The sequence below is a fragment of the Bradyrhizobium iriomotense genome (assembly GCF_030160715.1).
GTDB classification, from domain to species: domain Bacteria; phylum Pseudomonadota; class Alphaproteobacteria; order Rhizobiales; family Xanthobacteraceae; genus Bradyrhizobium; species Bradyrhizobium iriomotense.
Map to the genome: position 1 here is coordinate 170,976 of NZ_BSOW01000008.1, position 14,961 is coordinate 185,936.

15 protein-coding genes are annotated in these 14,961 nt (G+C 63.8%); 7 read left to right on the forward strand and 8 right to left on the reverse strand.

The features are described 5' to 3' along the window. Nucleotides 1-54 precede the first annotated feature (54 nt). Nucleotides 55-1,374, reverse strand: coding sequence for an ABC transporter substrate-binding protein (locus QQL28_RS13800; RefSeq protein WP_284265866.1), 1,320 nt, complete (start codon nt 1,372-1,374; stop codon nt 55-57). 43 nt (nt 1,375-1,417) lie between these two features. Next, nucleotides 1,418-2,485, reverse strand: coding sequence for an ABC transporter ATP-binding protein (locus tag QQL28_RS13805; RefSeq protein ID WP_284265868.1), 1,068 nt, complete (start codon nt 2,483-2,485; stop codon nt 1,418-1,420). 203 nt (nt 2,486-2,688) lie between these two features. On the opposite strand from QQL28_RS13805, the gene gntR reads away from it, so the two are divergent. The 7 genes from gntR (at nt 2,689) to QQL28_RS13840 (ending at nt 9,137) form a co-directional block, all read left to right on the forward strand. After that, complete coding sequence (gntR, locus tag QQL28_RS13810; RefSeq protein WP_284265870.1) at nt 2,689-3,765, forward strand: HTH-type transcriptional regulator GntR; 1,077 nt, start codon at nt 2,689-2,691, stop codon at nt 3,763-3,765. Nucleotides 3,766-3,915: 150 nt separating this feature from the next. After that, on the forward strand, nt 3,916-5,745 hold the full coding sequence (locus QQL28_RS13815; protein ID WP_284265872.1) for an IlvD/Edd family dehydratase: 1,830 nt from the start codon (nt 3,916-3,918) through the stop codon (nt 5,743-5,745). Nucleotides 5,746-5,874: 129 nt separating this feature from the next. After that, complete coding sequence (locus QQL28_RS13820) at nt 5,875-6,606, forward strand: SDR family oxidoreductase (protein WP_284265874.1); 732 nt, start codon at nt 5,875-5,877, stop codon at nt 6,604-6,606. Nucleotides 6,607-6,728: 122 nt separating this feature from the next. Continuing rightward, nucleotides 6,729-7,475 (forward strand): SDR family NAD(P)-dependent oxidoreductase, encoded by a 747-nt coding sequence (locus QQL28_RS13825; RefSeq protein ID WP_284265876.1) that lies wholly within the window; start codon nt 6,729-6,731, stop codon nt 7,473-7,475. 7 nt (nt 7,476-7,482) lie between these two features. Further along, nucleotides 7,483-7,875: a GFA family protein gene (locus QQL28_RS13830; RefSeq protein ID WP_284265878.1), complete on the forward strand. Its 393-nt coding sequence runs from the start codon at nt 7,483-7,485 to the stop codon at nt 7,873-7,875. A gap of 95 nt (nt 7,876-7,970) precedes the next feature. After that, a complete protein-coding gene (locus tag QQL28_RS13835; protein WP_284265880.1) occupies nt 7,971-8,651 on the forward strand; it encodes a site-2 protease family protein in 681 nt (226 codons plus the stop codon). Between the two features lie 63 nt (nt 8,652-8,714). Beyond that, a complete protein-coding gene (locus tag QQL28_RS13840) occupies nt 8,715-9,137 on the forward strand; it encodes a hypothetical protein (RefSeq protein ID WP_284266180.1) in 423 nt (140 codons plus the stop codon). Here the strand turns inward: QQL28_RS13840 and QQL28_RS13845 are convergent. The 6 genes from QQL28_RS13845 to QQL28_RS13870 all read right to left on the reverse strand — a co-directional run bounded on the left by QQL28_RS13845 (nt 9,125) and on the right by QQL28_RS13870 (nt 14,955). After that, the gene (locus QQL28_RS13845) at nt 9,125-9,943 is read right to left on the reverse strand and encodes an energy transducer TonB (RefSeq protein WP_284265882.1); all 819 of its coding nucleotides are present in this window, start codon (nt 9,941-9,943) and stop codon (nt 9,125-9,127) included. The genes QQL28_RS13840 and QQL28_RS13845 overlap by 13 nt on opposite strands. Before the next feature lie 11 nt (nt 9,944-9,954). Then, entirely contained in the window at nt 9,955-10,425 is a 471-nt protein-coding gene (gene exbD, locus QQL28_RS13850; protein WP_284265884.1) for a TonB system transport protein ExbD, read from the reverse strand. 3 nt (nt 10,426-10,428) lie between these two features. Then, a complete protein-coding gene (exbB, locus tag QQL28_RS13855; RefSeq protein ID WP_284265886.1) occupies nt 10,429-11,379 on the reverse strand; it encodes a tonB-system energizer ExbB in 951 nt (316 codons plus the stop codon). Next, nucleotides 11,376-12,065, reverse strand: coding sequence for a Fe2+-dependent dioxygenase (locus tag QQL28_RS13860; protein ID WP_284265887.1), 690 nt, complete (start codon nt 12,063-12,065; stop codon nt 11,376-11,378). The genes exbB and QQL28_RS13860 overlap by 4 nt, the downstream gene beginning before the upstream one ends. Before the next feature lie 2 nt (nt 12,066-12,067). Then, entirely contained in the window at nt 12,068-14,485 is a 2,418-nt protein-coding gene (locus tag QQL28_RS13865) for a TonB-dependent receptor (RefSeq protein ID WP_488798569.1), read from the reverse strand. 230 nt (nt 14,486-14,715) lie between these two features. Then, nucleotides 14,716-14,955 carry a hypothetical protein gene (locus tag QQL28_RS13870; RefSeq protein WP_284265888.1) on the reverse strand — a complete coding sequence of 80 codons (240 nt, stop codon included), beginning with the start codon at nt 14,953-14,955 and terminating at the stop codon, nt 14,716-14,718. Between the last annotated feature and the right edge of the window lie 6 nt (nt 14,956-14,961).

Consider the following 14,961-nt stretch of genomic DNA (forward strand, 5'->3'; position numbering starts at 1 on the left):
CCCTGATCAGAGTGCGAATGAGCGGGCGGCCAGACAGCCGCCCGCTCGAGATCATCAGCGATAGATGCGCTTCAACTGCCGTTCTGCTTCCGCAACCGCACCCTTGGCGTCCTTCGTGCCGGTGCAGTAGTTGGCGAACATGTCGACGACGATGAAGTCGGCGATTGCGGTTGCCGCCTTCTCGCCCACCGTACCGATGCCGGACGCCGGCAGGGTGCGCTTGGATGCCTGCGCGAACACGGCGTTCTTTGGATCGGCCGTCCAGACCGGCGCGCTTTCATACGCATTCAGGGTCTGTGTCAGGTAACCCTGCGCCCCATCCAGCCACTTCTCGTAGTTTTCCTTCTCCAGCATGAAGGCGATGAAGGCCTTCGCCGCGTTCGGGTATTTGGTGAAGTTGAAGGCGAGGATCGGCAGAGCAAGCTGCAATTCGGACGGCTTGCCGACCGGCCCGACGGGGTGCAGCGCGTGATAGGTATCTTCGGCAAGCTCCTTCTTGGTGGGGTCGGTCTTGGCCGCGACATAGATCGAGATGCCGTTGAGGGTGCAATAGAGCTCGCCGGCCAGGTACGCCTTGTTGTTCGAGGAGTCGTTCCAGGACGGGGTCCCGGGGATGAAGGTTTCCGAGAGCGCCTTGCAGTACTCCAGCGCCTTCACGGTCTCGGGCGAGTTGATGATGATCTTGTCGTTCTGGTCGACTGTGTAAGCGCCGTGGCCCCACAATATCCAATGCAACCAACCATTGGCGTCGCCGCTGGCATGCCCGAGAGCGAAGCCGGCAGGCGTGTTGTTCGCCTTGAGCGCCTTGCACATTTCGAGGAAGCTGGGAAAGTCCTTCGGGAACTCCTTGAAGCCGGCCTTGTCGGTCGCCGACTTGCGGTAGGTCATGTAACCGCCATTGGTCGCGACCGGAATGCCCAGCCAGTCGTCGCCAAGCTTGCAGGTCTTGGCCGCCGCATCCGTCCAGCCGCCGTATTTCTTGCCGAGATAATCGGCAACGTCATTCATCTTCAGCACTTTGGTCGGGAAGAGCTGCGGCAGCGTGTGCAGACCCCAGGCGAGATCGAGCCCGGAGCCGGTATTGGCCGCAACGGATGCCTTCGGCTGCACGTCCTCAAAGGACTCGCTGAACACGTTCATTTCGGTGCCCGTCGCCGTCTTGAATGCCGCGACCATCGCGTTGAACGCATCGTCTTCCGCCGGCACGAAGCGCTTCCAGCGCATCACCGTCAGCTTGGCGCCCGACTCGGCCTTCCACGGCGATTCCGCCGCCCAGGCTTTCGCGAATTCGAACAGTGCAGGCCCAGTCAATGCGCCGGTTGCAGCCAGCGCCGTTCCGCCTTGAAGCAGTGCCCGGCGGGTAAAGTCTCGCATGTCGTCCTCCCAATGAAACTTTTTTAGTTCTTTGAAGTCTGGCCTACGCGTTCAGCCGTTTTCCTGTCCCCTCGTCGAACAAATGCACCAGCGACGGATCCGGCTTCAGCCGGACCTTGTCGCCCGGATTGAACTGATGCCGCTCGCGAAACACGGCAACGACCTGCTCGCCGCCGAGCTTTGCGAACACCTGCGTTTCCGAACCGGTCGGCTCGACCACGACGATCTCGGCTTCAGCGCCGTCGTCGGCGATCGTGAAATGCTCGGGCCGCACGCCGTAGACCGCGGGCTTTCCGTCGGACGCGGTCGGCGCGCTCTTGAGCGGCAGCTTGACGCCGTTCGGGCCCTCGAAGGTCGCCACCCCGTTTGAGCGCACATGGCCTTTGAGGAAGTTCATCGCCGGCGAGCCGATGAAGCCCGCGACGAACTGATTTTCAGGCTTGTCGTAGAGCTCGAGCGGCGTGCCCATCTGCTCGACGATGCCGTCGTGCATGACCACGATCTTGTCGGCCATGGTCATGGCCTCGATCTGGTCGTGGGTGACATAGACGGTCGTGGTCTTGAGCCGCTGGTGCAGCTCCTTGATTTCGGTGCGCATCGCGACGCGCAGCTTGGCATCGAGGTTCGACAAGGGCTCGTCGAACAGGAACACCTGCGGGTCGCGCACGATGGCGCGGCCCATGGCGACGCGCTGGCGCTGGCCGCCGGAGAGCTGGCGCGGATAGCGATCGAGCAGCGGCGTCAGCGCGAGGATCTCGGCGGCGCGCTTGACGCGCTTGTTGATCTCGTCAGAGCCCGCGCTGCGCAGCTTGAGCGAGAAACCCATGTTGTCGGCGACGGTCATGTGCGGATAGAGCGCGTAGTTCTGGAACACCATCGCAATGTCCCGCTCCTTGGGCTGGACATTGTTGACGACGCGCTCGCCGATCGAGATCGTGCCGGAGGTGATGTTCTCGAGGCCTGCGAGCATGCGCAGCAGCGTCGACTTGCCGCAGCCGGAGGGGCCAACAAGAACGACGAACTGACCGTCCTCGATCGGAATCGTAACGCCGTGCAGGACTTCAAAATTGCCGAACGATTTCCGCACGTCGCGGATGTGCACAGACGACATCTAGATCCCTCCTCACTGGTCCGCAGCGCCCAACAAGCACCGCTACCGCCTTTTCTTCTGAGGCTCCACCCAACGAGGCCCCATTTGCAAGGCGGCATTGTCCGCAGTTTGCGCGGTTTTGGCAATTTGTCTTTGGTTAGTCTGAGCTGGTAGCGCTGTCAACGTTCCTTTGTTTGCAGGGAGGGCTGTGCTAAGAGCAACAAATGGGACGAAAACGCACCAAATCGGGCAAGATCCGGCTGGCGGAGGTCGCCGAGCTCGCCGGAGTGAGCCCAATCACCGCGTCCCGCTTTTTCCGAAATCCCGAAGCATTGTCGGTCGCCAAGCGAGCGCGAGTCGAGAGCGCGGCGCGTGAGCTCGGCTATGTGCCAAATCTCGCGGCACGTGCATTGGCCTCGCAGCGCACGGAAGTGATCGCGGTCCTGATCCCCTCCCTCACCAACAACGTTTTCTCCGACGTGCTGCGCGGCATCTACGATGCGTCCGAAGGCAGCCGCTACTCGATCCAGCTCTCCAACACCCGCTACAGCATCCTCCAGGAGGAGAAGCTGCTCCGCCTGTTCCTGGCGCAGAAGCCGGCCGGGCTTATCGTCACGGGCATCGACCAGACGACCGAATCGCGCGCGATGCTGGAGGCAGCCGATTGCCCGATCGTGCAGATCATGGAGCTTGGGCCCGCCCCCGTCGACATGATGATCGGCTTTTCACACTATGATGCGGCGCGCGCGGCGATCGCGCACCTGTTCGCGCAGGGCTGCCGCCGGGTCGGCTTCGTCGGCGCGCGGATGGATCCGCGGGTGCAGCGGCGGCTCGACGGCTATGTCGCGGCCATGAAGGACGCCGGCCTGTTCGACCAGCGCCTGGTCGTGACAACGGCGACGCCGACCTCGGTGACGCTGGGTGGAACGCTGTTTGCTGACCTGCTCGCGCGGGAGCCGAACATCGATGCGGTGTTTTGCGCCAATGACGACCTCGCGCTCGGCGTGCTCTTCGAATGCCGGCGCCGGGAGATCACCGTCCCCGATCAGATCGCCATCATCGGCTTCAACGACCTCGAATTCATGGCGAGCGCGGTCCCCACCCTCACCAGCGTGCGCACCAACCGCTACGAGATGGGCCGGACTGCCGCCACCATGCTGATCGAGGCGATCGAAGGCCGCCGTCCGGAACAGCCGGTGCTCGATCTCGGCTTCAAGGTGATCGAGCGGCAGAGCTCGCTTGCGCAGCGCGCCGACAGCCAGCCGGCACTTTCCGGAATGGTGGCGGGTCGAACAAAATGATAGCGTTACCAAGCACCCATGACTAGTATCGCACTTGTGAGGAAACGACCGCCATCAGGCGAGCTGCGGAACGCGGGCTTGCGCTGTTGGGCATCGCACAAGCCGACACGACCGACCGACGCCTGTGCGTTCGCATTCTAGGAGATACCAATGACAAAAAAACCAACCAACGGGCACGCGCCCACAACCAATGGCAGCCGCCGGCGCCTTCGCTCCCAGGAATGGTTCGACAACCCGCATAACCCCGGCATGACCGCGCTCTATATGGAGCGCTATCTGAATTTCGGCCTCACCCGCGAGGAACTCCAGTCCGGCAAGCCGATCATCGGCATCGCGCAGACCGGCAACGACCTCTCCCCCTGCAACCGCCACCACATCGAGCTCGCGCACCGCGTCCGCGAAGGCATCCGCATGGCTGGCGGCATCGCGCTGGAGTTTCCGACCCATCCGATCCAGGAAACCGGCAAGCGGCCGACCGCGGCGCTCGACCGCAACCTCGCCTATCTCGGCCTCGTCGAGGTGCTGTTCGGCTATCCCCTCGACGGCGTGGTCCTGACCACCGGCTGCGACAAGACGACGCCGGCCTGCATGATGGCGGCGGCGACCGTCAACCTGCCGGCGATCGTGCTGTCGGGCGGCCCGATGCTGAACGGCTGGCATGACGGCGAGCGCACCGGCTCGGGCACCATCGTCTGGAAGTCGCGCGAGCGGCTCGCCGCCGGCGAGATCGACTACGAGGAGTTCATGGAGATCGTGGCCTCGTCCGCACCGTCGGTCGGCCACTGCAACACCATGGGCACGGCCTCGACCATGAATTCGCTCGCCGAGGCACTCGGCTTCTCGCTGCCGGGCTGCGCGGCGATCCCGGCGCCCTATCGCGAGCGCGGCCAGATCGCCTATGAGACGGGCAAGCGCATCGTCGAGATGGTCTGGGAGGATCTGAAACCCTCCGACTTCCTGACCCGCAAGGCGTTCGAGAACTGCATCGTGGTGAATTCGGCGATCGGCGGCTCGACCAATGCACCGATCCACATCAACGCGCTCGCCCGCCACATCGGCGTCGAGCTCTCGATCGACGACTGGCAGAAGTACGGCCATGACGTGCCATTGCTCGTCAACCTCCAGCCGGCCGGCTTCTATCTGGGCGAGGAATTCCATCGCTCCGGCGGCGTGCCGACCGTGGTGCGCGAACTGATGAAGCACAAGCGCATCCATGAGGACGCGCTCACCGTCAACGGCCGCGGCATCGGCGAGAACTGCGCGAATGCGCCCAAGCCCGACCAGGACGTGATCTGGGCCTACGACAAGCCGATGGTGAAGGATGCCGGCTTCCTGGTGCTGCGCGGCAACCTGTTCGATTCCGCGATCATGAAGACCTCGGTGATCTCCAAGGAATTCCGCGACCGCTATCTGAGCAACCCGAAGGACCTGAACGCGTTCGAGGGACGCGCGGTCGTGTTCGAGGGGCCGGAGGACTATCACGAGCGGATCGACGATCCCTCGCTCGACATCGACGAGCGCTGCGTGCTGTTCATCCGCGGCACCGGCCCGATCGGCTATCCCGGCGGCGCGGAAGTCGTGAACATGCAGCCGCCGGCGGCGCTGATCAAACGCGGCATCCACTCCCTGCCCTGCATCGGCGACGGCCGGCAGTCCGGCACGTCGGGTTCGCCCTCGATCCTCAACGCTTCGCCCGAGGCGGCCGCCGACGGCGGGCTTGCGATCCTGCGGACCGGCGACAAGGTGCGCATCGACCTCAACAAGGGCAGCGCCAACATCCTGATTTCGGACGAGGAAGTGAAGAAGCGCCACGCCGAGCTGAAGGCCAATGGCGGCTTCAAGCATCCGCCGAACCAGACGCCCTGGCAGGAGATCTATCGCAACACCGTCGGCCAGCAATCGACCGGCGCCTGCATGGAGCTCGCCACGCGCTACCAGAACGTCGCCGGCACGTTCGGCGTGGCGCGGGATAATCACTAACAGCGCGTCATTGCGAGGAGCGAAGCGACGAAGCAATCCAGACTGTCTCCGCGGTGAGATTTCTGGATTGCTCCGCTTCGCTCGCAATGACGGCGCAATGGGCAGACTCAAGGTGAGGAGAAAAACAAAATGGCAGACCGCCTGAAGGGGAAGCGCGCTGTTGTCACCGCTGCGGCGGCGGGCATCGGGCGCGCATGCGCAATCGCATTCGCGCGTGAAGGCGCAACCGTCATCGCCACCGACATCAACGAAGGCGGCATCGCTACCTTAAGCAAGGACGGCGTCGCCGAGACGGCAAAGCTCGACGTTCGCAACACCGCCGACGTCAACGCCTTCGCCAAGCGCATCGGCAAGATCGACATCCTGCTCAATGCGGCGGGTTTCGTGCACAACGGAACCATCCTGGATTGTTCGGAAGAAGACTGGGACTTCTCGTTCGACCTCAACGTCAAGTCCATGCACCGGACCATCAAGGCGTTTCTACCGGCGATGATTGCGGGCGGAGGCGGCAGCATCGTCAACATCTCGTCTTGCGCAGCGCTGAGGCCGCCGGCCAACCGATATGTCTACAGCGCGTCCAAGGCGGCGGTGTCGCTGCTGACGCGCGCCGTTGCGCTCGACTTCATCACGCAAGGAATCCGCTGCAACAGCATCTGCCCCGGCACCGTCGAGACACCCTCGATGCTCGACCGCGCCGCCGCCGTCGGCCCGCAGGGCAAGGAGATGTTCATCGCCCGCCAGAAAATGGGCCGGCTCGGCACCGCAGAGGAAATCGCGGCCACGGCGGTCTATCTTGGCAGTGACGAAAGTGCGTTCACCACCGGCGTCGACCTCGTCGTCGACGGCGGCTTCATGCTCTGACTAATCCTCATCCCGAAGTGGCGCAGAGCGCCGCCTCGAGGGATGGGCCACGGGCTTCATGGTTCCAGACGCGCGCTGAGGGCGCGCTCCTCGCCGTGAGGGAGAGAAGAAGGAATTCTGGCATGAACAAGATCGACCTCAACGGCCGCTGCGCGATCGTCACCGGCGGTGCGCAGGGCTTTGGCCGCGCCATCGCCGAGCGTTTCGTCGCCTCCGGCGCCAAGGTCGCGATCTGGGATTTTGACGCTGATCTCGCCGAGAAGACAGCCAAGGCAATCGGCGGCGACGTTCGCGTCATCAAGGTCGATGTCGCCGACACGGCCGCAGTCGACCAAGCCCGCGACGCGACCCTTGCCGCCTTCGGCAGGATCGACATCCTCGTCAACAATGCCGGCATCGCCGGCATCAACAAGACGGTCTGGGAGACCGATCTCGAGGAATGGCGCAAGGTGATGCGCATCAACCTCGACGGCCCCTTCATCTGCTGCAAGGCGATCGTGCCCACAATGCTCAAGCAGAAATACGGGCGGATCGTGAACATTGCCTCGATCGCCGGCAAGGAAGGCAATCCGAACGCGGCGCACTACTCGGCTTCCAAGGCCGGCCTGATCGCGCTGACGAAGTCGCTCGGCAAGGAGCTTGCCGCGCACGACATCCTGGTGAATGCCGTGACGCCGGCGGCCGCGAAGACCGCGATCTTCGACCAGCTGACGCAGCAGCACATCGATTTCATGCTGTCGAAGATCCCGAAGGGCCGCTTCGTGCTGGTGGAAGAGCTCGCCGCGATGGTCGCCTGGCTGGCTTCGGAAGACTGCGGGTTTTCGACCGGTGCAGTGTTCGATATCTCCGGCGGCCGCGCCACCTATTGAGGCTGTCATGATCCGGGAAGGCGGATGCCTGTGCGGCGCGGTGCGGTTCAAGGCCGAAGGCGAGCCGCTGAACGTTCGCGTCTGCCATTGCCGCAACTGCCAGAAGGCCATGGGCTCCCCCTTCTTTGCCCGCGCGCTGTTTCCACAGACCGCGCTGACCGTTGAGGGAGAGACTGGACGCTATCCATCGTCGGAGAACATCGATCGTGTTTTCTGCAAGCGCTGCGGCACGCGGCTGTTCTCCTGGCGCCGCAACGGCACCGCCGCAGGCGTAGCGCTTGCCACCTTCGACGACCGCAACGCCTTTTCGCCGACCGAGCACATCTGGGTGTCGGAGAAGTTGAGCTGGCTGAAGCTCGACGACGGCCTGCCGCAATTCCCCACGACCGTCCCGGCCTGACCGCAAACTGTCGAGGAGCCGCGCCGACGGTTCGCCACCGGGCTGAATCGTGATAGTTCGGACCCTCAGGGCGCCACGAACTGGAACACCTCCGCTTGAACGTCTCCCTCTATGACCTCTCCGTCTGGGTGATCCCCCTGGTGATCGCCATCACCTTCCACGAGGCGGCGCACGGCTTTGTCGCCTACCGGCTCGGCGACAACACCGCCTGGCAGCTCGGCCGCGTCAGCTTCAACCCGCTCCGGCATATCGATCCGTTCGGCACCATCATCCTGCCGGCGATGCTGCTGTTTGCGCATTCGCCGTTCCTGTTCGGCTATGCCAAGCCGGTGCCGGTGAATTTTCGCAATCTGAACAACCCGAGGCTCGACATGGTCTGGGTGGCCTTGGCTGGCCCCGCGACCAACATTCTGCTGGCGCTGCTTGCGGCCCTGGCATTCCACGCCCTCCCCCTCGCGCCAGCAAACGCGGCGCAATGGATTTTCGACAATTTGAAGAATTCGCTCCTGATCAACGTGGTGCTGGCCGTGTTCAACATGATGCCGATACCGCCGCTCGACGGCGGGCGGGTCGCGGTCGGGCTCCTGCCGCGGCCGCTCGCCCTGCCGCTGGCCCGGCTCGAGCCGTTCGGGATGCTGATCCTGATCGCAATCCTGATCCTGCTCCCCCTTGCAGGTTCGCAGTTCGGTCTAAATCTTGATGTTATCTCGGCAATACTGCGAACGTTGACCGGATATGTGATTCAGGCCGTTCTCTTCCTGACCGGCAACGCGTAGTTGAAGCAGGACAAACCCAGAGAACCCGAAGGGCCAGAGGCCACCTTGGTCAAAGCTGCCGACATGCTGATCGCGCGACGAGCCGACACCCGCGCCCGCGCCGATTTCGCCACCTGGAAGATGATGGCCAAGCTCAACGGGTTGTCCGCGCTGCCTCCAGAGGCCCAGGAGTTCCTCGCGAGCTACAAGAGGCTGCTGGGGCAGATGAACGAGGACGAGGCTACCGAGGCCACCATCGCCTCGGTCTACAAGGCCTACTATGCCGAAATGGGCGGCGCCGGAACTCCGCCCGATGTTCGCCCCCGGGCCAGCGAGCCCGTGAAGGACAATGTTACCGCCTTCCGCCGCCCGGCGCCCAAACCGAAGAAGGCCGGCACGTTCGGGGTGGCGGCGTTCGGTGGAACCGAGAAGCGGCCACTGCCGGTGGCGCTGATCTTCGCCTGCTTGGTCGTGGTCTACGTCGCGATCCGCTACTACTGGCGCTGAGCCGACTTTTTCTTCGTCTCTCGCGGCGGGAAGGTCACGTCGAGCGTGCGCTCGAACTTTTCGTCCGTCAGTCCGGCCGGCGGTTGCGGCACGGGGTCCGAGCGACGGATCATCGAGACCGCCGCCGTATCGAAGGCTGCGTCTCCCGAAGACTCCACCACGTCCACTGAAAGCACGTTACCCTTGCGGTTGAGGACGAGGGTGACCTTGACCTTCTGGGACTTGGGTTCCTTGCCCTCCGGGTAGACCTGGTGCAGCTTGAAGTGCGCGCTGATCTTGCGGTTCCAATCGGCAGTCAGCTTCAGGATGTCCTTGCCGATCCCGAGCACCGGCGCCATGGCCTTCTCGGCCTCACGGGTCGCATCGTCAAGCTTCTGTCGCGCCGAAGCGATCGACAGCGGCGTTGCCTCGGCAGCCGGCGTCTCGATGGCCGCTACTTTCTGGCTCTCCTCGTCCGGCTTTTTCGCGTTGTTGTCGGTGACGACCCGGTCGGCGTCGTCGACGTCCTGGTGCTGGTCCTTGGGAAGGTCCGTTTCCTTCACCTCCGCCTTTTGTTCGGGCATCGCCCGCTGTTCCTGCAAGGCCTCGCTGTCAGGTCCGGGCGGAAGTTCGGACTCGGGAGCATCGGGAGAAGCCATCTCGACGGCGAATTCCGCACCGGCCGCGCCCAGACCATCGTCGCCACCATCCGTCCGCAAATTCGCCAGCGCCAATGCAGCGCCACCCAGATGGAGCCCGAGCGCCGCCACTGCGGCCCAAACCCACAGCCGCCGGGATGGTCTTGGTTCGATCTCGAGATCGGACATGGCAACGGCCTCTAGGGCTTCGCGGGCTCTGCCACGGGCGCCCCTGGAGAAACCGGGACACCTTCCAGCGTAACCAGCTTCACCTTGGAATAGCCACCCGAACGCAACAGCTCCATCACGCCCATCAGTTCGCCATAGGGCACCGTGCGATCGGCGCGCAGGAAGACGTACTTGTCCTTGCTCATGTCCGACAAGCCGTCGAGCGAGGCGGCCAGGTTGGCGCGCGTGACCGGATTCTCCCCGATGGCCAGCGTCAAATCGGGCTTGATGCTGACATAGGTCGGCTTGTCCGGCTTCTTCTGCGGCGTGGCAGTGGAGGTCGGCAGATCGACAGGCAGGTCAACCGTCGACAGGGGCGCTGCAACCATGAAGATGATCAGCAGCACCAGCATGACGTCGATGAACGGCGTGACGTTGATCTCATGCGTCTCCGAGAAGTCCGCATCGTCGTCGAGATCATTGTCTGCGATCGAAGCGCCCATCGCCTACTCCGCCGCTGCGCGCGAATGAACGCTGCCGTGGCTGCGGTCGAGGTCGCGCGAGAGCAGCCGCGCCGCCGCACCCGAAGCGCGGCTGACGAGCTCGAGATAACCCTTCGTCATGCGCGCGAAGTGATTGTAGATGATCACCGCCGGGATCGCCGCGACGAGACCGATCGCGGTCGCCAGCAGCGCTTCTGCGATGCCGGGCGCGACGACCGCAAGGTTCGTCGTCTGCGACTTCGAGATGCCGATGAAGCTGTTCATGATGCCCCAGACGGTGCCGAACAGGCCGACGAAGGGCGACGTGGCGCCGATGGTCGCGAGCACGCCCATGCCGATCCGGATCCGCCGCGACTCCGCGCGGGCGATCTCGGCAAAGCTCGAGGCGGCGCGTTCCTTGATGCCGGCGTCGCTCGAAATCCCTGCGGACGCCCTCGCCTCACGCAGCGCGGCCGCAAGGAATGACGGCAGGATGCCTTCCTTGGCGCCGAGCGCAAACTGGGCCTCTGCAAGCGAGCGTGCGTCGGCGATCTTCTTCAGGGCCGAACGCAGCCTGCCCTGCGCCAGCGTCAGCTCGATCGATTTCGCGATGAAGACCGTCCAGGTGACGAGGGACGCGAAGGCAAGCCCGATCATCACCGCCTTCACGATGATGTCCGCCGACATGAACATCACCCAGGGCGACAGCTCCTTCATCACGGGCATCACGGGCGCAGTCGATTTCTGCGCACGGCTGGCATCGGCCGACGCCGCCTCGGACGCAGGCGCGGCGGGAGCAGCCGTCGCCGCCGGTGCGACGGGCGATGGCGCCGCCGTCGCTGCCGCCGGAGTGGCCGGCTGGGATGCGGCCGGCGGCGTTGCCGTCTGCTGCTGCGCCGAAACGGGGACTGCGAGGGCGATCACCGCGATCATCACGGTTGCGGCAAAGCTTGCTCGGAAGGGTGTGGTCTTCATACTTCGGCCCAGTAGCGAATGAGGTTGTGATAGATACCCGTCAATTTGACCGTTTCGGGGTCGTCGCGCCCAAGCCGCTGCGCCAGCGCCTGAATGGCAGTATCGAGGTCAAAGATCAGGCTGCGGGCCTGGTCATCCCGTACCATGCTCTGCAGCCAGAAAAAAGACGCCACCCGCGCGCCCCGCGTCACCGGCGTGACGAGATGCAGGCTGGTCGAGGGGTACAGCACGCAGTCGCCTGCCGGCAACTTAACTTCGTGCGAACCGTAGGTGTCCTCGATCACGAGTTCGCCACCGTCATATTCCTCCGGCTCGGCGAGGAACAGCGTGACCGACAGGTCGGTGCGGATACGAAGGCCGGTCAGGCGATCGCCGCGGATCGCATTGTCGACGTGCAGACCGAAATGGTGCCCGCCGCTCGCCGCATAGCGGTTGAACAGCGGCGGGAAGATCTGGAGCGGGATCGCCGCCGCGAGGAAGCGCGGGTTCGACGCCAGCGCCGAGATGATGCGGTTGCCGAGCGTGCGCGCGACCTCGCTGTCCGGCGGCAACTGCTCGTTGCGCTTGACCATTGCCGACTGCGCACCCGCCGTCGAGCGGCCATCCTCCCACTCGCTTGCATCCATGATGCGGCGGAAATCCGCCACATCATCTTTGCTCAGGACGCCGGGTAAGCAGGTCAGCATGATCAGAACTTGGCCGAAGTCACGATGTAGAACGCCCGCCCCGGCGCCACCGCCACGAATGGCGTCGCACTGCGATAGAGCGTGTCGTAGTAGAGCTTGTTGGTCAGGTTCTGCGCATAGAGCTTCATGGTCCAGTGCTGGTCGATCTTCTTCTCGACGAACGCGTCGAAGCGCCAGTAGCTCGGGATCAGCGTGCCGGTGTTGGCGCCGAAGGTGCCGCCGTAGACCTTGGAGCGGAACACCGCCTGCCCGCCGACTTCCCAGTCGCCGTCGAACTTGTACTTGGAGAGCAGGCTGAACGACTGGTGGGCGACGTTGGCGAGCGGCAGGCCGACATTGCTCGCAATGTTGCTCTTGGTCACCTTCGACTCCATCAGCACGATGCCGCCGAAAATGCTCCAGCGGTCGGTGAGCTTGCCGCTGGCCTCGATGTCGATACCCTGGATCTGGTACGCCGCGTTCGACGTCAGCGTGCTCACGCCATTCACCGTCACGGTTTCGCGGGCATTGTCCTTGGTGGTCTGGAACAGTGCGCCGCTCACCAGGAGGTGGCGGTCGAACAGCTCCCACTTGGTGCCGACTTCGGCAGCCTTGTTCTGCTCGGGCCCGAGGATGACGCCGCCCGGCACGGCCCCGCCGTAGTCCGCGGCGGTACCGTCGAGCTCGGAGCCGAACGGATTGGTCGAGGTCGCGTAGGCAGCGTAGAGACTTCCGATCGGAACAGGCTTGTAGACGATGCCGCCGTTGTAGTTGACGAAATTCGAGCTAACCCGGCTCGATTTCGCTGCGATCGACGAGGTCAGGTCGTAACCATCATAGCGCACGCCGCCGTTCAGGATGATCGTGTCTTCCCAGTTCGCGGTATCGAGAACATAAATTGCCTTGCTGTCGACATTATAGCGGGTCGGGTCGCCGCCCAGCACAGGGTTGAAGGGGCCGGTGTTGTAGGTATAGCTCGGCGCATAGATCGACTGGTTCGGCAACGCGCCGTTGCTGTTGAACCCCGAGCCGAACGCCTCCGACGCAAGCCCGTTGTAGCGGCCAATCCCGACGCGTTCGTTGGAAACCTCAAGGCCCGCTACCGCCGTGTGCTTGACCGACCCGGTGTCGAACTTGAAGGTGGCATCCTCCTGGTTCGCCACGACGTCGACCCACTGGTTGCGGCTCTGCGCGCTCGCAGTGAACGTCCATTTCGTCGGATCGGGATTGGTTGTGATAGGCGACTGCGGCAGCGTACCGATATAGGCCAGCGTCGACTGCTCCATACGGGTTCGGCTGGTCAGCGTGATGTTGTCGGTGGGCTTGTACTCACCCGTCAGCGTGCCGAAATCCTGCCGAGCGGTCTGCCAGTCGCGGTTGATGAAGCCGTACCAGTTCTGGCGCGGGATCCCGGCCTCGGTGACCGGCACGTTGCCCTGCTTGTAGTAGGGCACGCCGAAATCCGGCAAACCGCTGAGATCGGTATGCACGTAGTTCGTCGTAATCTTGATGTCGTTGGTCGGCGTGTACTTGGTCGAGATGAAGCCGCCCCAACGATCGTCGGTCACGTAGTTGCGGCCGGCGACGTTGGCATCCTGGAACAGGCCGCCCGTGCGCACCGAGAAGGTCGGGCTGATGACCTGGTTGACGTCGAGGGTGACGCGCTTGGTGCGGTCGGTGCCAAACGTGGTTTCTGCATTGGTGAAGTTCTGGTCACCTGCCTGCTTGGTCACGATGTTGATGGCGCCGCCCGCGGTGCCACGTCCGGCGTAGGACGAAGCAGGTCCCCGCAGGATTTCGAGCTGCTCGGTGAAGAAGTTCTCGCGGATGCTGACGGCGGGATCGCGAATGCCGTCGATGAAGACGTCATTGCGCGCATCGAAGCCGCGGATGAAGAAGCGGTCGCCGAACGCGTTGCCGCCTTCGCCCGAGCCGAGCGTCACGCCGGCGGTCGAGCGGCCGATCTCCTTCAGAGTCGTGGCGTTCTTGTCTTCCAGCACTTCCTTGCTGAGCACGGTGATGGTCTTGGGCGTGTTCAGCAGCGGCTCGGGAAACTTGCCCGAGGCCTGCACGTGATCGACCTTGTAGGGAGCTGCCGGGTCGGCATAGGGGTCGCGGTCCGGCGCGCCCGTGCTCTGGGACGGCGCGGCTGCGGCCTGCTGCGCCTGCTGGCGCTGCGCCGCGCGGCGAAGCGCATTGCGCGCGCGAATCTGCTCAGGCGACGGTTTCGAGGCGGCGGGCCGTGGGCGCTCGACCGGCGCATCGACGCTGACCGGCGGAAGATTCGATTGCTGCGCCTCGGCAGGGCCCGAGAACGATGCCACTGCGATCAATCCGGCGACCGCCGATGCCGCCTTGCTCGAGCCGCCTTCGAGCCTCTCGTCGATGAAATCGATTGCCGCGAACGATCGCAGCGACTTCGGTGCAACCACCTGCCCCATAACCACACGCCCCATTGTCATGATCGCTCATGCGCGTCATTCGCGATGAACGTTGGGCGTTGGTATCGGCCGCAAAATATGCGGTCAATGTGGGCAGGCCCGTGAAGACGTTTGAATACTTCCAGATCAAAACGATTCTAATCTGGAGTTTGAAATCGTTCTAAGATGGCAGTTTGTAACCGTTCTAAAGAACTAGAAACATCCCGCCTGGTTGCATCGATTGCCGCCAATCAATCGTTGCTCGGCGGCTTCATCAGCGAGAACAACTCGTCGACGGTCTGCTGTGCGATCGCGCGCACGCGATCGGTGTTCTCCATGCCTGCGATGTTGACGCCCTTCACGACGGCTTTGATCTCGTCGCGAAAGTCGGTGAGGAAGCGCAGGGGATCACGCTGCTCGTTGGCGACGCGCGCGATCAGGCCCGTGACCAGAATCTGACACGCGATCATCTTGCCGTTCAGCTCGTCCATCATGCG